Annotated in this window: 14 protein-coding genes; 10 read left to right on the top strand and 4 right to left on the bottom strand. The window is 65.4% G+C overall.

Annotation, left to right across the window (positions count from 1 at the left end):
• The first annotated feature begins 275 nt into the window (after positions 1-275).
• Entirely contained in the window at positions 276-983 is a 708-nt protein-coding gene (locus tag B5F88_RS09825) for a metallophosphoesterase (protein WP_087345124.1), read from the top strand.
• Between the two features lie 71 nt (positions 984-1,054).
• On the opposite strand, the gene B5F88_RS09820 is transcribed toward B5F88_RS09825, so the two are convergent.
• A complete protein-coding gene (locus B5F88_RS09820) occupies positions 1,055-1,729 on the bottom strand; it encodes a GHKL domain-containing protein (RefSeq protein WP_162612156.1) in 675 nt (224 codons plus the stop codon).
• A 536-nt stretch (positions 1,730-2,265) separates the two neighbouring features.
• Here B5F88_RS09820 and B5F88_RS09815 point away from each other — a divergent pair.
• Positions 2,266-2,586 carry a hypothetical protein gene (locus B5F88_RS09815; RefSeq protein WP_087345116.1) on the top strand — a complete coding sequence of 107 codons (321 nt, stop codon included), beginning with the start codon at positions 2,266-2,268 and terminating at the stop codon, positions 2,584-2,586.
• Between the two features lie 138 nt (positions 2,587-2,724).
• On the opposite strand, the gene B5F88_RS09805 is transcribed toward B5F88_RS09815, so the two are convergent.
• The 3 genes from B5F88_RS09805 to B5F88_RS09795 are packed head-to-tail and all read right to left on the bottom strand — an operon-like array spanning position 2,725 to position 7,477.
• Positions 2,725-3,924 (bottom strand): DUF1266 domain-containing protein, encoded by a 1,200-nt coding sequence (locus B5F88_RS09805; protein ID WP_087345113.1) that lies wholly within the window; start codon positions 3,922-3,924, stop codon positions 2,725-2,727.
• 20 nt (positions 3,925-3,944) lie between these two features.
• The gene (locus B5F88_RS09800; RefSeq protein WP_140402084.1) at positions 3,945-5,696 is read right to left on the bottom strand and encodes a J domain-containing protein; all 1,752 of its coding nucleotides are present in this window, start codon (positions 5,694-5,696) and stop codon (positions 3,945-3,947) included.
• Positions 5,693-7,477, bottom strand: a complete 1,785-nt coding sequence (locus B5F88_RS09795) for a molecular chaperone HscC (RefSeq protein WP_162612154.1) — start codon at positions 7,475-7,477, stop codon at positions 5,693-5,695. The genes B5F88_RS09800 and B5F88_RS09795 overlap by 4 nt, the downstream gene beginning before the upstream one ends.
• Before the next feature lie 257 nt (positions 7,478-7,734).
• Here B5F88_RS09795 and B5F88_RS09790 point away from each other — a divergent pair, with 257 nt between their 5' ends.
• The 8 genes from B5F88_RS09790 (at position 7,735) to B5F88_RS09755 (ending at position 20,080) form a co-directional block, all read left to right on the top strand.
• On the top strand, positions 7,735-8,850 hold the full coding sequence (locus B5F88_RS09790; protein ID WP_087345104.1) for an AAA family ATPase: 1,116 nt from the start codon (positions 7,735-7,737) through the stop codon (positions 8,848-8,850).
• A complete protein-coding gene (locus tag B5F88_RS09785) occupies positions 8,811-11,219 on the top strand; it encodes a DUF5682 family protein (protein WP_140402083.1) in 2,409 nt (802 codons plus the stop codon). The genes B5F88_RS09790 and B5F88_RS09785 overlap by 40 nt, the downstream gene beginning before the upstream one ends.
• On the top strand, positions 11,219-12,340 hold the full coding sequence (locus B5F88_RS09780; RefSeq protein ID WP_087345097.1) for a VWA domain-containing protein: 1,122 nt from the start codon (positions 11,219-11,221) through the stop codon (positions 12,338-12,340). Before B5F88_RS09785 ends, B5F88_RS09780 begins: the two co-directional genes overlap by 1 nt.
• A 16-nt stretch (positions 12,341-12,356) precedes the next feature.
• On the top strand, positions 12,357-14,009 hold the full coding sequence (locus B5F88_RS21795; protein ID WP_087345095.1) for an SWIM zinc finger family protein: 1,653 nt from the start codon (positions 12,357-12,359) through the stop codon (positions 14,007-14,009).
• Positions 14,006-14,338 carry a hypothetical protein gene (locus B5F88_RS09770; RefSeq protein WP_087345093.1) on the top strand — a complete coding sequence of 111 codons (333 nt, stop codon included), beginning with the start codon at positions 14,006-14,008 and terminating at the stop codon, positions 14,336-14,338. Before B5F88_RS21795 ends, B5F88_RS09770 begins: the two co-directional genes overlap by 4 nt.
• Complete coding sequence (locus B5F88_RS09765; RefSeq protein WP_087345090.1) at positions 14,335-16,713, top strand: DUF4132 domain-containing protein; 2,379 nt, start codon at positions 14,335-14,337, stop codon at positions 16,711-16,713. The genes B5F88_RS09770 and B5F88_RS09765 overlap by 4 nt, the downstream gene beginning before the upstream one ends.
• A 15-nt stretch (positions 16,714-16,728) precedes the next feature.
• The gene (locus B5F88_RS09760) at positions 16,729-19,137 is read left to right on the top strand and encodes a DUF4132 domain-containing protein (RefSeq protein ID WP_087345087.1); all 2,409 of its coding nucleotides are present in this window, start codon (positions 16,729-16,731) and stop codon (positions 19,135-19,137) included.
• A 121-nt stretch (positions 19,138-19,258) separates the two neighbouring features.
• Complete coding sequence (locus B5F88_RS09755) at positions 19,259-20,080, top strand: EFR1 family ferrodoxin (protein WP_087345084.1); 822 nt, start codon at positions 19,259-19,261, stop codon at positions 20,078-20,080.
• Positions 20,081-20,161 lie beyond the last annotated feature (81 nt).

Here is a 20,161-nt window from a genome sequence, read left to right as displayed (position 1 = left end):
CGAGACGCCGGCGCCTTTTGGCGCATTCGCTTTCCAGACACAAAATCCACTTCCTTCCGGCTGTATAGACCTGCCTATTATTAATATTTACACACTTCTGAGAAAACGGACAGATATTGACAGCGTTTTTTAACCTTTCGCCGGCACCGGCCGCGCCCCAGGCTTTGCTGTCGCCGGAAAAAATCTATGCTATAATCATATCAGGAACTTCTTCACTGGAACAGAGAAAGGCGCGGGCGCATTGGGCGCCTGCCGGATGAAGCAAAGGAGGCGCAATGGTCTACTGCATATCCGACCTCCACGGCGACTACTTCAAGTACCGGACGCTGCTGGAGAACCTGTCCTTTCAAAGCCGGGACACCCTGTACGTCCTGGGAGACGTGATTGACCGGGGGCCGGACGGGGTCCGGCTCCTCCAGGACATGATGGCCCGGCCCAATGTGGTGCCCATTCTGGGCAACCATGAGTTGACGGCCGCCATCTGTCTGCGGTGGCTGCTGGAGGAGATCACCGAAGCGCGGCTGGCCGCTCTGGGCACGGAGCAGCTGGCTGTCTACCAGAACTGGATGCGCAACGGCGGGGAGCCCACCCTCCGCGCACTGAGCCGGCTGTCTCAGGAGGAGCGGCAGGAGCTTCTGGCATATCTCCAGGAGATGGACCTCTATGCCCAGGTAAAAGCCGGAGGCCGTACCTTCGTCCTGGTTCATGGGGGGCTGGACCACTTTGCCCCGGACAAGGCGCTGGAGGACTACGAGCTGGAGGACTTTCTCTTTTGCCGGCCCAGGCCGGATGCGGTCTTTTATCCCGACCGCTTTCTGGTCTACGGCCACACCCCCACCCGCCTGCTGCACCATCAGATGGGAAACCCTCCGTCAGACACCATATTCCGCCATGGGAATCAGATCGCCATAGACTGCGGCTGCGGCCATGGCGGAAAGCTGGGATGCCTGTGTCTGGAGACACTGGAAGAATGTTATGTGTAACCCACGCATGAAGCAAAAATCCGCTGGAATCTCAGGATTCCAGCGGATTTTCAGCTCTGATTTCCGTTTGCTCACGCCTCCAGATAGAGCATGACCTCCACGGAGAACATCGTCCCGGCGCTGTCGATGCACAGCGCGCCGTGGTATTTGTCCACAGCGCGCCGGACAATGGAAAGCCCCAGGCCGTGGCCCGCCTCCGCCTTGCGGGAGCGGTAGGCCTGGCCCTCTGGGCCCTCCGCCCGCAGCAGCACGCCGTCATAGCTGTTGACGATTTTCAGAAACAGCACCCCCCGCTCGGCCGCCAGGGAGAGGGAGAGCTCCTTGGCCTCGCTCCTTTCCAGACCCTCCACCGCATTGTCCAACAGGTTGCCCAGTATCACGTTCAGGTCGAACATGTCCGCCGTAAATCCCTCCGGAAGGCGCACATCCAGCTTCATCCGGGCTCCGGCCCGCTTCGCCCAGCCCAGCTTATAGTTCAGAATGCTGTCCAGCTCCAGATTGCCCGTGTGGACAAGGCCGGGACAGGACAGCTGCTGATCCAGACGCTTCAGGTACTGCGCCAGCTCCTCGGTCTGCCCCCGAGCGGCATACCCCTCCAAAACAGCCAGGTGGTTTTTCATGTCGTGGCGCAGGGCCCGCACCTGCTGCTCCGACTGGCGCATCCGGAAAAACTCCGCCTGATAGGCCCTGTTCTGCTGCTTCAGCTGCTCCCGCTCGTAGGTCAGCCGGGCTATGTGGGAAGACATGCCGAGCCACTTCCTGAGCCCTGTCAGAGCCCGGCTGAGGATACCCCTGGGGCAGTCCATCGCCGGAGCAGACGCCGCGCCGCCGTTCAGGAGTATATGCGGCGCCCAGGCCGGTCCGGCCAATACAGTCTCCATTTTTTTGGCTTCCATCTCCATCGTCTCGCTTCTATACAGGCTGCCGCGGCCTCTGTGCGCCGCCGGCCGGGAAGCCCCTCTCCTTCATGCGGCTTCCTTCTTTTTCTCTCATGATGTATATGTTGGAAGGCCACGGCTGAGGGACAACATGTTGCAAAGATTTTCCTCTGCTTCGACCATTTTTTCAGGACGCCGCCCGGACAGATCATCGCTTGTTTTCCCGTTCAGGCGTGGTAAAATGGTGCGATATCTTTGAGGAAAGAAGGCTGGGCAGCTTATGATGTGGAAAGACAGCTACCGGCTCGGTGTGGAGCGGATTGACGAACAGCATATGGAGTTGTTCCGTATGACCGAGGACCTGGTAAACGCGGCTGATGGAGCACGGCTTTGATGCGAAAACCATGAAGGATCTGGCCGGCACAGTGACGACCTGGCTGATCTACCATGTGGTGGATACCGACCAGAAGCTGGTGTCCGGCGAAAAGATCACCGGGGCGGGACACGATTCCGACCGGTACACGGACCTGTTTTCCCACAGCACGCTGGATGTGCTGGAGGCGATGGCAGGCCTGGACCGGGCCCAGGTCCGGCTGCACACAACGGACCTCTACCAGCCCCAGGGGGATATTTTTGTCAAGATCCAGAGATGGTGGGCGATTGGAAGGGCGCGGCGGTCTTTGCCTTTTCCAAGCAGCTGGCCCTTCACCTGCTGGAGACCATGACAGGGCTGGAGCTGTCCGAAGTGGACGAGCTGGTGCAGTCCGCCCTCTGCGAGCTGACCAACATCTCCTGCGGGAACACCGCCACCGCCCTGGTCAATCGGGGGCTGCCATGCCGGTTCCCTCCCGCTGTTTTTCCGCCTATCTCCCGTCCGCCGCCAGGTCCATGTTCCAGGGCAAACGATAGGGGCTGTCCTTCCTGCCCCGGAGCTCCCAATAGATATCTGCCCGCTGCTGCACCTCCGCCAGGTTCTCGGCGGTGCTGCCATAGGACAGCCGCCAGGCGGAGTAGCCGTCCAGGAAGCCCTGGCACAGCTCCTCCCAGGACTGAAAGTGCCGCTGCATGGTGAGGCCCACCTCCCGGGAGCGGTGGAGCAGCTCCTTGCGATTGCACCATCCCACCAGATAGGCGCATCCCAAAAGCTGCATGGACCGGCACAGCTCCCAGGCCCGTCCCCCCTGATCCGAGCAATTCCACAGGCCGGGGCCCTTGCTCATGTACTCCACTGTCTCCAGAATTCCCCCATAGTCCGTAATGTTCCAGGAACCCTTCAGAGTCTGCTTCATCAGCTTGGCGGCGCCCAGCATGCGGGGGCAGCCCCCGATGTGGATGGGATGGGTCAGCGCGTACTTCCGCCCCATGGCAAAGTCGGTATAATACTGTCCCCAGATAGCGTAGGTGCCGGTCAGCCACAGCTCCAGGTCATTTTTCGGCTGGTTGCTCTCTCCCAGCACCGCCCTGAGCTTCAGGCACAGCATCCAGAGGGCGGCCAGGCACACCATCAACACGGCGGACCCCAGCAGCCAGAACTGCCCAACAAAGCTGTCCCTGGTCATCCTTGTCCATCCGGTACCCGCCATATCCGCGTAATAGGCCGTGGTGGTCAGCTCCGGCGCCTCCCGGGCCAGAATGGCCCGCTCCTGCTCGGTCAGCTCCCAGGGCCGCCACGTGCCCACGGGAGAATACCAGATATCCTGGGTGCTGTCATAGAAGTCGGTATCCATGTCTGGATCATAGTACAGCGCGACCACCTCCCCGCTGTCCAGGGTGATGAACCAATAGTACTGATCCGTCAAATAGATCCCGTCGTCATTGTGCTCCCCTCTTTGGAGCTGGCGCACCATAAAACGCTTGAGATTCTCCATGTCCTGAATGGAGTGGGCCTGGGGGGTATCGGCCTGGGCCTGGCTGCCCACCGCCACGGTTTCGTCCATGCCCATGGCGTTGGAGAGCACAGACCAGACCGGCCCCCCTGTGACCCATCCCCCGGCCAGCAGGCTCACCAGAACACAGACGATGAGACCCACCCATTTTATCAGTTTATGCAGCTTTAACAGCATGATATCACGCTTCTCTCCCTTTATTCCCGCCAGATTGTCAGCTGATAGGGGACGTTCTCCCAGGAGGTGTCAAAAATATCCCCACCCAGATCAATGATACTCATATCCCCATGATACGCCTCCGCCGGGATGCTATAGAGCTCACGGGTGTCCAGGAAATATTTCCGGACCGTCTCCCCGGTGTCCGCCAGCACCCCGTCCACACAGAAGAGCGGATACGTTCTGTCGTGCAGCTCCGTTGTCCATACCGTTCCCCTCGGCTCCAGCCGGTAGGCGGCCTCTCCGAAGTCCGCCGCCGCCAGGCCGCTGTTTTCCACCAGGTAGGCGCAGGCCTCCGGTCCCGCCTCGTTCTGGTAGTACTCCAGCAGTCCCGGACCGTCAAAGGGCTCCTCCGACGTATACTGGTACCAGATCAGACTGTCAAGGGACCGGTAGACCAGATAGAGTTCATATTCCGGCGGTATAAGCTGATACCAGTTCTCCCCCTGCAGCCCGGACATGAGCTCGCCCAGCGCCGCCACGGCGTCATCGTCGCCCCACATGGGCACCTCCAGCCGGTAGGCCTCGGGGGAGTCCCCATAATGATAGCCCCATGCTCCATTGTCGTCGTCCCAGTCCATGGGGTACAGCTCCCAGCCCCATTCCTCCTCAAAGTCCTCCAGGGCCTTGGTGAGCATCACATTGCTGTAGTTCGTGGTATAGCCCAGCCGGCCCGCGGCCAGATCCCGCTCGCCGTCGGGCTCCACCGTAAAGACCACGCCGGGGTCATCCCACAGCCGGTACATATTGACATAGCTGGAGTTCATATTCTCCAGGGACTCCACCTTCCGCCCCAGGTCCTCCTCCAGATACCGGCACATGGCGGCCCGGGCCTGCCTGCCCGGCATGGTGACCAGATAGGCGATGGCGCTCACCCCAAGGGGGACCAGAATCAAACACAGGAAAATGCCCGCAACGATCCGGAACGCGGGCTTTTTCCAGAAGGGCTTGGTTTGGGTGCGCTTTGCCGGGCCGGGGGCCTGGGGGGCGCGGCCGGTGAGAATCTCATAGATGCCGTGCCACACCTGGGGAATCTGCCCGGCGTCCAGCCCGGAGAACGCCCGGACCATCTCCTGCTTCACCTGCTGGGGCAGCTGGGAGGCCTGGCGCAGAAATTCCTCAAACCCGGCCACAAAGTCCGGGTCGCCCTTCACAATGAGAAACACCGAGCTGTGCAGATAGTCCACCCACTCCTGGAAAGAGGCGTTGCTGTCGTAGAGCACTTCCGCCATGATCTGAGCCGCCTCAATGCGGCCCCAGTGCCGCTCCAGCTGCTGAACCCCCTCCGGCGTGGTGGCCGTATGCCGGTGAAAGAAGGCCGACCGGCGCGCCTGGGCCATCCGCTCCCGAGCCTCCGCCCGGCGGGAAGCCTCGCCCTCGAAGGTATCGTCCAGCTTTCTCCAGGCGGGCTGCTCCCCCTCGCCGGTCCCATAGACTGGCGTCTCCTGGGTCTGAACCTCCTCCGGTTCCTCCGGCTCCGGTCCCTGCTCCGGTTCCTCCGGCCTTTCGGCGGGGCGGGGCGGTGACACAGGCCGGGATACCGGGGCCTGAGAGGCGGCTCTGCCCCCCTTCCGGGCAAGCTGCCGGGCCTGCTGGTAGGCCTCGTTCAGGCGCTGAAACCCCTCCGGATCCTCCTCCGGGTGGGTGGTCTTCAGCCGCTCGGCATAGGCGTGGCGTACCGCCGCCAGATCCGCCGGGCCGGACAGGCCCAATTCGCTCCAAGGCCAGCTCATGGCGTCTCGTCCTCCTCATGCTCCATATCGTCCAGAGAGGGGTCAAAGTCAACGTCCCACAGCTCCCCGGTTCCCGTGGCCGCCTCCACCTGGGCCAGGGCCTGCTCCATACGGGCGGACGCCTTGGCGGCCAGCAGGGGGTCCTGGCGGTCCAGAATGGACTGGTACCAGTTCAGCATCTGAAATACGTACTGCCGCGGGCCGCCGGTGGTGGCCGCGTACAGCCGCTCCGCCCGGGCGATCAGCGCCCGGGGCCGCTCCAGCTCCCTGGGGTGCAGCTTGAGCACCGACAGCTCCTTCAGCCGGGCCTGGGCCTCCGCCTCGGTCATGTCCCGGTTCTTGAGCACAAGGCTGGCCCGCTTTCCCGCCTCGTTCACCACTTCCACTTCCAGCAGCCCGTTGATATCATAGGTAAAGCGCACCCGCACCGGCTTTTCGGTCTTATCCCCGGCCTCCCGGCCCAGAAAAGCCCCCGCCTTCTGCTGCTTCACCTCCATATTGATGGAGCCCAGAAACACATTGTCCGCACAGTACATGTTCTCCCCCTGATAGATCTGAATGCAGACATCCTTCTGGTCTTTGTGGGCGGGGTAGTAGATCTCCTCCTTGCTGGAGGGGAGCACGCAGTTGCGCTCAATGATGGGGGACATCAGCAGCTGCTTGGGATAGGCCCTGTTCACCACGGCCACCCCCAGCGTGAAGGGGCACACGTCGGTCAGCACAAACTCCTTCAGCTCGGCCGTTCTGGCCTTCATGCCCGCGCAGATCCCCGCGCCCAGGGCGATGGCGGTGTCCGGGCGGCTGTTGGCGGCCGGCTCCCGCTTGAGCAGCCGGGAGACGTAGCTTTTCACCGACGGCATATGGCTGGAGCCCCCCACCATGACCAGCTCGTCCAGCTCGTCCATGGACATGCCCGCGTCGGAGAGCACCTGCCGGATGGGGCTTTTCATCCGCTGGAAGAGCGGGCCGCAGGCCTGGATCAGCCACTGATTGGTCAGCGGCAGGGACACCGTGCTCCCCTCGTTTTCCACCGCCATGAACACCGGCTCCTGGGCGCTCAGCGCCATTTTGCAGGTCTCCGCCTGCTGGACCAGCAGCTCCTGCTTCTGCCTGGAGAGGGCGCCAAAGTCGATGCCGGTCTCCCGGCAGAAGGCCTTGGCAATCATCAGATCAAAGTCCGTTCCCCCCAGGTTGTTGTCGCCGCTTACGGCGGTGACGCTGACCACCGACTCAAAGCGCTCCACCAGAGACACGTCCAAAGTCCCGCCCCCGAAGTCAAACACCAGACAGACCTTGTCCTGCTCCCCCTCGGCAATGTGGGCGGACATGGCGGCGGCGGTGGGCTCGTTGACCAGCCGCTCCACCCGCAGACCGGCCAGCTGGCCCGCCCGCTTTGTGGCCGAGCGCTGGGGCTCGGCAAAATAGGCGGGGACGCTGATCACCGCCTCGGTCACCGCCTCCCCCAGGTAGGCCTCCGCATCCTCCTTCAGGCTGCGGAGGATCAGGGCGGAGAGCTCCTCCGGCGTAAAGCGGTGCTCCCCCAGCTGGAACACCCGGTCGGTCCCCATATACCGCTTGAACCGGGCCGCGGTGCGCTCCGGGTGGGAAATCAGCCGGTCCTTCGCCGCCCGCCCCACCAGAATGGAGCCGTCCTCGTCCACACTGACCGCGCTGGGGGTCAAAAACGCGCCGGAGGCATTTGGAATCAGCTGGCACGCGCCATCCTTCCACACCGCCGCCAGGCTGTTGGTGGTACCCAAATCAATCCCGATGATTGCCATATCAGACATTCCTCATCCAAATCAAATTAGCCCTTGCACAGGGAAAACCGTTTCGACAGGCTTGCGGACATTATAGCATAACGGGGCAGGGCTTTCAATTTTTGGGTATTCCACATTCCAAATTCGTGTCCAAAGCGGCGCTTTCGCCCAAAGCCGCCTTTTTGACCATGGATTTTGTCCACTGGCTTGTCATTTTTTTCAATGTGACGTACAATAAATCTAAATCAGACTAATACCCTTCAACGAGGTGATACACCATGGAAAACGCCGTCCTTCGACCCCAGGCGGAACAGCGCTACCAGGAGGAGCTGGAGGCGCTGCGGCTCTGGGACCAGGAAAACCGTAAGCCCCAGAACTGGCTGCTCTCCCCCAAGGCGGTGCGGCTGTTCATTCTGGGCTCCCGCACGCCGGTCCGCTGCGGCGGACAGACCGTCACCATCCGCAAAAAATATCTGGGCAACGACGCGCTGGTGGAGCGGTGCATCATCACCCTGGCGGGCAACCGGGGACTGATGCTGGTGGGCGAGCCGGGCACCGCCAAGACCATGCTGTCCGAGCTGCTGTCCGCCGCCATCAGCGGCTGCAGCACCAACACGGTCCAGGGCACCGCCGGCACCACCGAGGACATGATCAAGTACTCCTGGAACTACGCCCTGCTGCTGGCCAACGGCCCCAGCCGTCAAGCCCTGGTCCCTTCCCCCCTCTACGTGGGCATGGAGAAGGGGATTCTGACCCGGTTCGAGGAGCTCACCCGCACCCCTGCCGAGGTGCAGGACAGCCTCATCAGCGTGCTCAGCGACAAGGTGCTGAACATCCCCGAGCTGGGGGACGAGGGACTGCTCTTCGCCCGGCCCGGCTTCAACGTCATCGGCACCGCCAACACCCGGGACAAGGGGGTCAACGAGATGTCCAGCGCCCTCAAGCGCCGGTTCAACTTTGAGACCGTCCAGCCCGTGCGGGACGTGGCCCTGGAGAAGCATATCATCCTCAACGAGGTGGGGGCCCTGGCCGACGCCGCCGGGATCACCCAGCCCCTGGACCAGGAGGCCGCCGAGCTGCTGGCCACCACCTACCACGAGCTGCGGGAGGGGGTCTCCGCCGAGGGGCAGCGGCTGGAAAAGCCCGCCGCGGTCATGAGCACCGCCGAGGCCATCTCGGTCTACTACCAGACCATGATGACCGCCTGGTACTACGGCGACGGCCGCATGGACGAGGGGTGCCTGGTGGAAAATCTGGTGGGCGCGGTGGCCAAGGAGTCCCAGGAGGACATGGACAAGCTGGCCAGCTATTTTTCCACCGTGGTACGGGAGAAAGCACGACGGGAGGGCGGGGCATGGACGCGCTACTATCAGGCGAGAGGACAGCTGAAGTAATTCTCTTTTCCCTGGATGCGCCGGTGCTCTACTACCCGGTGCGCCACCACAGCCCCGTCTGCGCCCGCCACCTGGAGCAGGTGATCGCCCGCTACGATCCCCAGTGTATCCTGGTGGAGGGGCCGGAAAACGCCAACGACCTGCTCCCGGTGCTCACTCACCCGGACACCCGGGCCCCGGTGGCCCTCTACTACGCCTACCGGGACGAGGGGCGGCTGCTGTCCGAAGGCGACGGGGAGCCGGAGCAGTTCTGCTGCTACTACCCCTTTCTGGACCACTCCCCCGAGCTGGTGGCCCTGCGGGCGGCGGCGGAGCGGGGCATCCCCGGCCGGTTCATCGACCTGGGCTACGCCGAGATCCTGCTGGCCACCCAGGCCGCCCGGGGCCTGCGCACCGAGGCGGAAAAGCAGAACTACGCCAGCGACCGCTATCTGGCCTCCAACCGGTTCCAGCAGCGGCTGTGCGAAAAGGCGGGCCTGCGGAGCTTTGAGGAATTCTGGGAGAAATACTTTGAGACGGCGGGCCTGAGTCTCAGCGACGAGGCCTTTGTCCGGCAGATGAATACCTACTGCCTTCTGTCAAGGCAGAACACCCCGGAGGTGGAGCTGCGGGAGGACGGCTGCCTGGCCCGGGAGGCCCACATGGCCCGCCGGATCCAGGAGGCCGCCGGGCAGTACCGGCGGGTGCTGGTGGTGGCGGGCGGCTTTCACATCTGGGGCCTGCTCCACCCCGACCCCAGCCACCTTCCGGACCGGACCCTGCCCGCCGGAGCCCAGCCGGTCTACCCCATGCGGTACACCATGCCGGCGGCCGACGCCCTCTCCGGCTACGCCAGCGGTATGCCCGCCCCCGGCTTCTACGCCCAGGTGTGGCAGGCCCTCCACGGCGACCAGCCTGAGCGGGCCTGGAGCGACGTGGTGCTGGACTACCTGGTCCGGACTGGCCGCAGGCTGCGGCGGGACGGGGACACCATCTCCGCCTTTGACGAGACCTGCGCCTTCCAGCAGGCTCAGCTGCTGGCCCAGCTGCGGGAGAAGCCGGAGCCCGGCCTCTACGAGCTGCGGGACGCGGTTCTGAGCAGCTTTGTCAAGGGGGAGGCCAGCCTATCCGGGGTGGGGCCCCTGCGGGTGCTGGGAGAGCTGACCACCGGGCAGGCCGTGGGCCAGCTGTGCGACGGGGCGCTGATTCCCCCGCTGGCCACCGACTTTGACAAAAAATGCGCCAGCTTCCGGCTGCTGCGCAACGCCGCCTCCGCCCAGGAGATTACCCTGTCCATTTTCTCCCAGAGCAAGCACCGGGCCGCCAGCCGGTTTTTCCACCAGACCGTCTTTCTGGAGTGCGGCTTTGCCCGGCGGACCAAAGGTCCGGACCTGCTGCACGGCCGGGACCGGAACCTGATCCGGGAGAGCTGGACCTACCGCTGGACGACCGCAGTGGACGTGGCTCTCATCGAGCATGCGGTATCCGGGGCCACCATGGAGGAGGCCTGCGCCACCGAGCTGCGGCAGAAGATGGCCGTAGCGGCCAAAGCCCAGCAGGGGGCCCAGCTGCTGCTGGATGGCTTTCTGTTGGGCATAGGGGACGTGGCCGACGAGCTGGGCGAGGCCATGGACCGGCTGCTGCTGGCCGACGGCGACTTCACCTCCCTGTGCCAGGCCTGCGCCTGCCTCAGCACCCTGGAGGAGTGGCAGACCCAGTACGGCGAGCAGGGCAGCTACGACTACCCCGCCCTGCTGCGCCGCTGCTTTACCCGGGTGCTGCAGCTGCTGCCCGGCATGAACACGGTGGACGACCATGGGGTGCTGGGGGTGCAGCAGGCCTGCATCCTGCTCTACCAGGTCACCGGCCGGGCAGCCTTTTCCGCCCTGCGGCGGCCGCTGACGGAGGCCTTCGGGCGTCTGGTGAGACGGGACCCCATCCACCCCGCCCTCCACGGGGCGGTGCTGGGGCTGCTCTACGGCAGCGACCCGGCATGGAAAACATCCATCGACCGGGCCATACAGGGCTACCTGCGGGGCACCCGGAACATGATGCTCCGGTCGGCCGCCTTCCTGCAGGGGCTGTTCTGCACCGCCAGGGACCTGCTGCTGGTGGACCGGGATTTCCTGGGACACATCGACGCGCTGCTGGTGTCCCTGGACGAGGCGGATTTTACCGCCCTGCTGCCCGAGCTGCGGCTGGCCTTCAGCTATTTCGTGCCCATGGAGACCGACCGCATCGCCCGGCTGGCGGCGGAGCTCCACGGAGCCAGAACCATCAACCTGCACCGGGCGGGTGTGGACGCCGCCGCATACGCCCGGGCGGAGCAGGTGGACGCCTGGGCCGCCGCCCGGCTGGACGCATTTGGCGAGGAAGGAGATGAGGGCTGATGCTGACCGATGGCGCCGCTTTAAACCGCTGGCGGCTGATCCTGGGCGAAAACGCCGGGCAGCAGCTCAGCCTGAATGACGGCCGGCTGATGCGCATGGACCGGGCGCTGGAGTTTCTCTACGGACGGGAGGCAGGCCAGGACGTGCGGGAGCGGGACCCCCAGGGGGGACACGAGGCCAGCCAGCTGACGGTGGCCCAGTGGCTCAATGAGGTACGGGTGCTCTTTCCCCAGGAGACGGCGGAGGTCCTCCAGCGGCACGCCCTGGACCGCTACCAGCTCACCGAGCTGCTCACCGACCGGGAGATTCTGGAGAAGATGGAGCCCAACCAGGCCCTGCTGGAGACCGTCCTGAGCCTGAAGCACATGATGAAGGGCCCCGTGCTGGACGCCGCCCGCCGGGTGGTGGCCCGGGTGGTGGCCCAGCTGATGGAGAAGATGCAGAACGACGTGCGCCGCTCGGCCCTGGGCAAGCTGGACCGCACCAGCCGGAGCAGCGTGCGCTCCCTGCGCAACCTGGACATACAGCGCACCATCCGGAAAAATCTGGCCCACTACGACCGGGAGAGCCGCCGGCTGATGCTGGAGCAGGTGTACTTCAACGGCCGGATCAAGCGGTACAACCCCTGGCGGGTCATCCTGGCGGTGGACGAGAGCGGGTCCATGCTGTCCAGCGTGATCCACAGCGCGGTGATGGCGGGCATCTTTGCCAAGCTGCCCATGCTGGACACCCGCCTGGTGATCTTCGACACCGCCGTGGTGGACCTGAGCGGCTATGTGGACGACCCGGTGGAGGCCCTGATGAGCATTCAGCTGGGGGGCGGCACCGACATCGCCGGGGCCCTGCGCTACTGCGAGAGCCTGATCACCGCCCCCCACCGCACCATGGTGGTGCTGGTCAGCGACCTGTGCGAGGGCAACAGCCGGCACAACCTCTTCGGCGTCTGCCACGACATTCTGGAGAGCGGGGCCAAGCTCATCGCCCTGACCGCCCTGGACGAGAACGCCGCCCCCGCCTACGACCGGGCCACCGCCCAGGCCCTGGCCGGGCTGGGGGCCCATGTGGGGGCCATGACCCCGGCCAAACTGGCGGATTTCATGGCAAATGTGATGCGGGAGTGAAAGGGGGCGACGGTGCGTGCATCTGCCGGAGCCATTGGCCGCCGCGCTGGCCGCGGCCGATGAAAACTATCTGATCGGGCTGTGCAACAAGGGCACGGTAAACCGGGCGAAAAAAGACCTGGCGGCCCTGGACAGCCCGGAGGTTCAGGAAACAGAGGACGGCGTGGAGATCCGGGTGGGGGACGCCCTCTGCCTCATCAAAGCCCCCCTGGGGGAGAGCCGCTGCTCCTGCCCCAGCAGCGGCATCTGCCGCCACCGGATCACCGCCATGCTGTGGCTGCAGGGACAGCTGGCCGCCCCGGCGGAGGAAGCCCCCGCGGAGGCGGAGCCGCCCCAAAAGCCGGACTTTGCCCAGCTGCGGGCCTACCCCACCGAAAAGCTGGCCAAACAGCTGGGGACCAAGCGGCTGTCCGCTATTCTGTTCCGCCACAGGAGCGGGACCGGGCCTGTTCTGGAGGAGACCTCGGTGGTCACGGCGGAGATGCCCTGGCTGCCCGCCACGGTGCGCCTTCTGGAACCTCTGGAGCACAGCACCTGTACCTGCCACAGCAAGACCTTCTGCCTCCACAAGGCGGAGGCCCTGCTCTACTGGCAGCTGGCCCAGGGACTGACCACCCCGGAGGCCCTGGATGCCGCCGCCCCGCCGGAGGAGGCGCTGGATCTGGAGCGGCTGCGGGGGGTATGCCGGGCGGTGCAGGAGACCCTGACCGCCCACATGGTCACCGGCCTGAGCCGGCTCTCCCCCTCCGTGCAGGAGACCACGGAGCGGATGGCGGCCCTGTGCCACACGGCCCGGCTGCCTGAGCTGGAGCGGGCCCTCCGGTCCCTCCACGAGGAGTACGTCGCCTATTTCGCCCGCTCGGCCGCCTACCGGGACGACGCCCTGCTGGCCCGGCTCTCCAGGGCGTTCCGGCTGGCCCAGGCCCTGGAGACCGCCGACGAAAAGACCGCCGCCCGGCTGGCCGGCGTCTTTCGGGAGGACTATCTGCCGGTGGGGCGGCTGGAGCTGTACCTTCTGGGCCTGCGGGCCTTTTCCGGGCGGAGCGGCTATGCGGGTACCATCTATTATTTCTGGGAGGGGTCGGCCCGCCGGTTTTACACCTTCTCCGACCTCCGCCCCACCTTTTACGAGGGGGCGGCCCGCCGGAGAGGGGACGCCGCCCCCTGGGGGCTGCCCTGCACCCTGCGGCAGGCCAAGGGCTGCGCCCTGGAGCTGACGGGGGCCAAGGCCACCCGCTCCGGCGGCCTGTCCTCCACCGAGCAGTGCAGCGGGGTGCTGCTGGGCCACCGGGAGCCGGGCCAGGCCTTTCCCTGGGAGGAGGTCTACACCGACTTCTCCCGTCTGCTGGCGGAGCGGAGCATCCCCCACGCCCCGGAGGCGGAGCGGCTGGCCGTTCTCCAGCCCAGCCGTTGTGAAGCGCAGGAATACGACCAGGTGCGCCAGGTGTTCTCCCTGCGGCTGCTGGACGGGGCGGGCCGGGACATCTGGCTGGAGGTGAGCTACAAGCAGGAGGCCACCAAGCTGATGGAGCGGATGGAGGCGCTGGTCCAACAGCTCCAGGGCCGTCCCTTCCTCCGCCCGGTATTTTTCGGTATCCTCTACCGGGAGGGGGACAGGCTCAAGCTCTCCCCCATCGAAGCATTCACCCACTGGGAGGAGACGCCATGACAGAACTGATACAGGAGGTCCAGCTGGCCCTCACCGAGCTGCTGCAATCCGGGCTGGACACCGGCGGCCCGGCCGCCGCGCCCCGGCTCCACGCCCTGGCCGCCCGATGCGAGGAGCTGGGCCTCCACACCGGCGCCTCCCTGCTGACCCAGGCGGAGGAGGCTCTGGCCGCCCGGGCCCACACCATGGAAAAGGACGACCTGCCTCTGGCGGCGCTCCTCTGCCGCACCGCCCGCTACCTGGAGCTGTGCCGGGAGAAGCTGCAGGAGGAGTCCATCACCCTGCGCTGGCAGGCATTTGATTGCGAAACAGAGGGAGGTTACCCATGAAAGAGGAGCTGAAAAACCAGATCATTCACGACTTGGTGCGGGAGGCTTACACGGGAGCGGCTGAGCTGCAGGCCTATCTCACCGACACCGGAAGCCTCAAAGACAGCGCCGCCCAGCTGGCCCCCGTCACCGTGGCCCGCTATGTCTACCCCATCTACGCCGCGGAGCAGATGGCCGTCTACCGCCAGCACTTCGGCTGGGACGCATTCCTCTGCCGCTGCGCCGCGGCCATGGCCCTGGGGTTCCGCGGCCGGTGGATGTACAAGATGGTATACGAGGGCCTGGACTTTTCCGGCATTACGCAGGCCCTGCTGGAGACGGATCTTCCCTTACCCACCGTGCTGGACGTGCTGGCGGGGCTGTACGACAGCTTTTATCCCCACCCCGACTGCCAGGGCGTCCAGAACGCCGCCTATCAGGCAGTAAACCGCCCCCGTTATCTGAAGGAGCTGTGTACCGCGGCCCTGGAGTCCCGGTCCTTTGGCCGGCAGATCGCCCTCTCCATTCTGGACGGCTTCACCGCCCTGCCCGGCCAGGCGGGGGAGCAGGCCAAGGCGGGGATTCTGGCCTGCGCGGGCGATTCCTCCAAGCAGATCCATGATCTGCTGGTGACCCTTCTGGCGGGGCACCCCGACTGGGCCGGCGACTACGCCGCCCTGCTCAAGGGCAAGAAAACCGCCCAGCGGCTGCTGGCGGCGGAGGTGGCGGCCAGGCTGGGAAATACCCTCCGTCCGGAGCTTGAGGCGGCCCTGGCGGTGGAAAAGAGCGCCAAGGTGGCCGACGCCATCCGGGCCGCCCTGAATCAGGGGGCCGCGCCCGCTGGTGAAGAGGCTCCCGCCAACCTGGACGAGCTGGCCGACCGGATCCTGAAGGGCGGAAAAAGGCGGAAGCTCCAGTGGCTGCTGGACCACCCTCTGCCCACCCTCCACCTGACAGCGGGCGGCACGGCAAGTGAGGACCGCCGGGACGCCCTGCTGATGTCCTACTGCGAGCTGGGCCGGATCGGCCGCAGCGAGACCGCCGCCCAGCTGGCCCAGGGGATCGACCAGAAAGACCTGGCCGCCCTGGCCTATGAGGTATATGAGCGCTGGATGGCCGCCGGAGCCCAAAACAAGACCAAGTGGGTGCTCCCCTTCGCGGCGGTATACGGCGGCCCGGCCATGATCCCCAAGCTGACCCACGCCATCGACGAATGGCCTCAGAACGCCCGGGGGGCCATCGCCTGCGACGCGGTGACCGCCCTGGCCCTCAGCGGCGATCCCACCGCCCTGCTGGCGGTGGACGGTATCGCCCGCAAGTTCAAGTTCCGCCAGGTGAAGGCCGCGGCGGCCGCCGCCCTGGAGAACGCCGCTCAGGAGCTGGGCATCACCCTGGAGGAGCTGGCCGACCGGATGGTGCCCACCCTGGGCTTCTCCGCCGACGGCAAGCGGGTCTTTGACTACGGCCCCCGCAGCTTTACCGTGCGGCTGACCCCCACCCTGGAGCTGGAGATCACCAGCGACAGCGGCAAGACCTTCAAAACCCTGCCCGTCCCCGGCAAGACCGACGACCCGGCCAAGGCCACCGCCGCCCACAGCGACTTCAAGGCCATGAAGAAGCAGATCCGCACCACCGCCGCCGCCCAGAAGGCCCGGCTGGAGGAGGCATTCTCGGTGCTGCGCTGCTGGACGGGCGACAGCTGGCGGGCCCTGTTTGTCCACAACCCCATCATGCACCAGTTCGCCATGAGCCTGATCTGGGGCGTGTATCAGGAGGGCCGGCTCCAGACCACCTTCCGCTACATGGAGGACGGCTCCCTCAACACCGTGGATGAGGAGGAGTACCAGCTGCCTGAGGGCGCCCGCATCGGCCTGGCCCATCCGGTGGAGCTGGACCAGGAGACCCTGGAGGGCTGGAAACAGCAGCTGAAGGACTACGAGATCACCCAGAGTATCCAGCAGCTGGACCGCCCGGTCTTTTGCCCGGAGCCTGGTACGGAGCAAAACCACAGCCTGGAGCGCTTTGGCGGAAAAAGGCTCAACAATCTGACCCTTTTGAGCAAATTGAAAAGCCTGGGCTGGTACCGGGGCAGCGTGGACGGCGGGTACTACGACACCTTTTACCGGGAGGACCCCACCCTGGGCCTGGGGGTGGAGCTGAACTTCTCCGGCGGTATGGTGGGAGACGACCGCTATAACACCGTCACGGTATATGACGCGGTATTTTACCGGCTGGATACCACCGAGCAGGACGACTGCTGCGGCGATGACGAAGAGGAACACAGCTTCGCCCTGGGGGAGGTCCCCGCCCGCTACTATAGCGAGGTGGTCTACCAGCTGGAGCGGGCCACCGCCTACAGCTTCGAAACCGACCCCGACTGGAAGGCACACCGATAACAGAGGAGGCAACGTATGAGGTTTTCGCTATTTCCCAATAAAAAAGAGGATTTGAAGCGCCGGATCATCGACGATCTGGTCCGGCACACCGCCACCGGAAAGAGAGAACTGGAGGCCTACCTTACCGACACAGGCAGTCTGGCGGACAGCCTGGTCCAGCTGGCCCCCACCTCCTCCAACCGCTATGTCTATCCCCACCAGGGAGCGAGATGGCTGCGGGAATACCGGAACAGCACGGTCTGGGACGAATTTACCTGCCGCTGTGTCCTGGCTCTGTGGCGGGTGTTTCAGGGCAGCGGGATAACCGAACTCGTTCACGGCGAGTCGGACATGTCCGGGCTGGCGGAGGCGCTGTTGGAACTGGACCTGCCCTTCCTCACGCTGTTGGACATATTTAGCGCAATCCACGACTCCTACTACCAGGAGCGGCACAAGGTCCTGGTCCGCAACGCCGTCTATAAGGTGGTAAACAAGCCGGCCTATCTGCCCAGGCTGTGCACCGCCGCCCAGGACGCCTGCCTGTACGGCCGGTTTGTGGCCCTCTCCGCCCTGGACGACCTGACCGCCCTGCCCGGCGAGGAGGGCGCCCTGGCCAAGGCGGAGCTTCTGGCCTGCACCGGGGAGTCCTCCAAGCAGGTCCAGAGGCTGCTGCTGACCATTCTGGCCTCCCACCCGGACTGGGCCGGCGACTACGCCGACCTGCTCAAGAGCAAAAAGGCCGCCCAGCGGCTGATGGCCGCGGAGGTGGCGGCCAAGCTGGGAGACGCCCTCCGGCCGCAGCTGGAGGAGGCTCTGGCGGTGGAAAAGAGCGCCAAGGTGGCCGACGCCATCCGGGTCGCCCTTGGTCAGGAGGCCCAGCCCGCCGGTGAAGAGGCTCCCGCCAGCCTCGACGAGCTGGCCGCCCGGGTGCTGAAGGGCGGAAAAAAGCGGAAGCTCCAGTGGCTGCTGGACCATCCCCTGCCCACCCTCCACCTGACAGAGGGGGGCGAGGTCAGCCAGGACCGCCGGGACGCCTTGATGGTGGCCTGCTGCGAGCTGGGCCGGATCGGCCGCAGCGAGACCGCCGCCCAGCTGGCCCAGGGGATCGACCAGAAAGACCTGGCCGCCCTGGCCAACGAGGTATACGAGCTCTGGCTGGCCGCCGGGGCCCAGAGCAAGACCAAATGGGTGCTCCCCTTCGCGGCGGTATACGGCGGCCCGGCCATGACCCCCAAGCTGAACCACGCCATCAACGAGTGGCCCCAGAACGCCCGGGGAGCCATCGCCTGCGACGCGGTGACCGCCCTGGCCCTCAGCGACGACCCCGCCGCCCTGCTGATTGTGGACGCCATCTCCCGCAAGTTCAAGTTCCGCCAGGTGAAGGCCGCCGCCGGGGCCGCCCTGGACAACGCCGCCCAGGAACTGGGCATCACCACCGAGGAGCTGGCTGACCGGATCGTGCCCACCCTGGGCTTCTCCGCCGACGGCAAGCGCACCTTTGACTACGGCCCCCGCAGCTTTACGGTGCGCCTGACCCCCACCCTGGAGCTGGAGATCACCAACGACAGTGGCAAGACGGTCAAAAATCTGCCCGCCCCCGGCAAGACCGACGACGAGGCCAAGGCCACCGCCGCCTACAACGACTTCAAGACCATGAAAAAGCAGATCCGCACCACCGTCACCTCCCAGAAGGCCCGGCTGGAGGCCGCCCTCTCGGCGCTGCGGTGCTGGACGGGCGACAGCTGGCAGGCTCTGTTTGTCCACAACCCCATTATGCACCAGTTTGCCATGAGCCTGATCTGGGGCATCTATGAGGACGGCCAACTCCAGACCACCTTCCGCTACATGGAGGACGGCTCCTTCAACACCGTGGATGAGGAGGAGTACCAGCTGCCCGAGGGCGCCCGCATCGGCCTGGCCCATCCGGTGGAGCTGGACCAGGAGACCCTGGAGGGCTGGAAGCAGCAGCTGGAGGACTATGAGATCACCCAGAGCATCCAGCAGCTGGACCGCCCGGTCTTTCGCCTGGAGCCCGTCCTGGAGTCCTGCCGCAGTCTGGAGCGGTTCGGCGGAAAAATGCTCAACGGCCTGTCCCTCTCCGGCAAGCTGCAGGGCCTGGGCTGGTACCGGGGCAGCGTGCAGGACGCCGGCGGGTTTTACACCTTCTACCGGGAGGACCCCGCCCTGGGCATGGGGGTGGAGCTGAACTTCTCCGGCGCCTACGTGGGAGACGAGAACTCCACCGTGACGGTATACGACGCGGTATTTTACCGGGCGGGTACCGTGCAGCGGGGCAGCTACTGCTATGACGAGCCCAAGGAGGAGCACATCTTCACCCTGGGGGAGGTCCCCACCCGCTACTACAGCGAGGTGGTCTACCAGCTGGAGCGGGCCACCGCCTCCAGCACCGAAACCAACCCCGACTGGAAAAAGGAAGCCCGGTAGTCCCCGCCTTGACCCCGCCGCCGCCCTATACTATAATGAGGACAATCCTCGGGTCCGGCGGAGGTTCCGGGCCCATGTCTCAACTTTGTCCGCAGCGCGGCATGAAATGGAGTGATGCTTTGTGGTACCCACACAGGTATGGTCCGTCTATTGGAGCGCCACCGGAAACACCAGGCAGACGGCGGAGGTGATCGGCGGGGCGCTGGCCCAGGCTCTGGGCTGCCCCTGGAAGGCCCTGGACTTCACCCTGCCCGCCGCCCGCACCGGGCCGCTGTCCTTCCAGCCGGGAGACGTGGTGGTGTTCGCCATGCCCACCTACGCCGGAAAGCTGCCCAACAAGCTGCTGCCCTATGTCCAGGAGCAGACCGCGGGCAACGGGGCCCTGGCGGTGCCGGTGGTAACCTTCGGCAACCGCAGCTTTGACAACTCCCTGGCGGAGCTGCGGGCCGTCCTCACCCAGAACGGCTTCCATCCCGTGGCCGCCGGAGCCTTCGTGGGGCGGCACGCCTTTACCGACGACCTGGCCCCCGGCCGCCCCAGCCAGGCGGATCAGGAGGAGATGCGGGCCTTCGCCCGGCAGGTGGCCGACAAAGTGACCCAGGCCCAGCAGATTCCCCCCTCCCCCGCCGTCCCCGGCGACAGCGACGCTCCCTACTACGTCCCCAAGGGGGTGGACGGGGCCCCGGCCAAATTCCTGAAGGCCAAGCCCCAGACCGACCCTGCCAAATGCACCAACTGCGGCGCCTGCGCCCAGTCCTGCCCCATGGGGGCCATCAACCCGGAAAATGTGGCGGAGACCCCCGGCACCTGCATCAAGTGCCAGCGGTGCATCCGCCTGTGCCCCACCGGGGCCAAGTATTTTGACGACCCCGCCTTCCTCTCCCACGTGGAGATGCTGCGGCAGAGCTTTACCTCTCGGAACGAAAACCAGACCTTCCTATAACGGCCAGCCGGGCGGCGGGAACAGCATCCCGCCGCCCGGCTTTTTTTACCTTTGGTGAAACATTTGCCCCTGCTGCGGTGT

It is taken from the genome of Flavonifractor sp. An306 (genome assembly GCF_002159455.1).
Classification (GTDB): domain Bacteria; phylum Bacillota; class Clostridia; order Oscillospirales; family Oscillospiraceae; genus Flavonifractor.
The sequence above is the reverse complement of the archived record's forward strand: the minus strand, read 5'-3'. Positions and strand labels throughout refer to the sequence as shown.

Excerpts from the sequence above, each read along its gene's own strand:
- B5F88_RS09825 (WP_087345124.1), top strand. The coding sequence starts at position 276 with ATGGTCTACTGCATATCCGACCTCCACGGCGACTACTTCAAGTACCGG.
- B5F88_RS09820 (WP_162612156.1), bottom strand. The coding sequence starts at position 1,729 with ATGTCTTCCCACATAGCCCGGCTGACCTACGAGCGGGAGCAGCTGAAG.
- B5F88_RS09815 (WP_087345116.1), top strand. The coding sequence starts at position 2,266 with ATGAAGGATCTGGCCGGCACAGTGACGACCTGGCTGATCTACCATGTG.
- B5F88_RS09805 (WP_087345113.1), bottom strand. The coding sequence starts at position 3,924 with ATGCTGTTAAAGCTGCATAAACTGATAAAATGGGTGGGTCTCATCGTC.
- B5F88_RS09800 (WP_140402084.1), bottom strand. The coding sequence starts at position 5,696 with ATGAGCTGGCCTTGGAGCGAATTGGGCCTGTCCGGCCCGGCGGATCTG.
- B5F88_RS09795 (WP_162612154.1), bottom strand. The coding sequence starts at position 7,477 with ATGGCAATCATCGGGATTGATTTGGGTACCACCAACAGCCTGGCGGCG.
- B5F88_RS09790 (WP_087345104.1), top strand. The coding sequence starts at position 7,735 with ATGGAAAACGCCGTCCTTCGACCCCAGGCGGAACAGCGCTACCAGGAG.
- B5F88_RS09785 (WP_140402083.1), top strand. The coding sequence starts at position 8,811 with ATGGACGCGCTACTATCAGGCGAGAGGACAGCTGAAGTAATTCTCTTT.
- B5F88_RS09780 (WP_087345097.1), top strand. The coding sequence starts at position 11,219 with ATGCTGACCGATGGCGCCGCTTTAAACCGCTGGCGGCTGATCCTGGGC.
- B5F88_RS09770 (WP_087345093.1), top strand. The coding sequence starts at position 14,006 with ATGACAGAACTGATACAGGAGGTCCAGCTGGCCCTCACCGAGCTGCTG.
- B5F88_RS09765 (WP_087345090.1), top strand. The coding sequence starts at position 14,335 with ATGAAAGAGGAGCTGAAAAACCAGATCATTCACGACTTGGTGCGGGAG.
- B5F88_RS09760 (WP_087345087.1), top strand. The coding sequence starts at position 16,729 with ATGAGGTTTTCGCTATTTCCCAATAAAAAAGAGGATTTGAAGCGCCGG.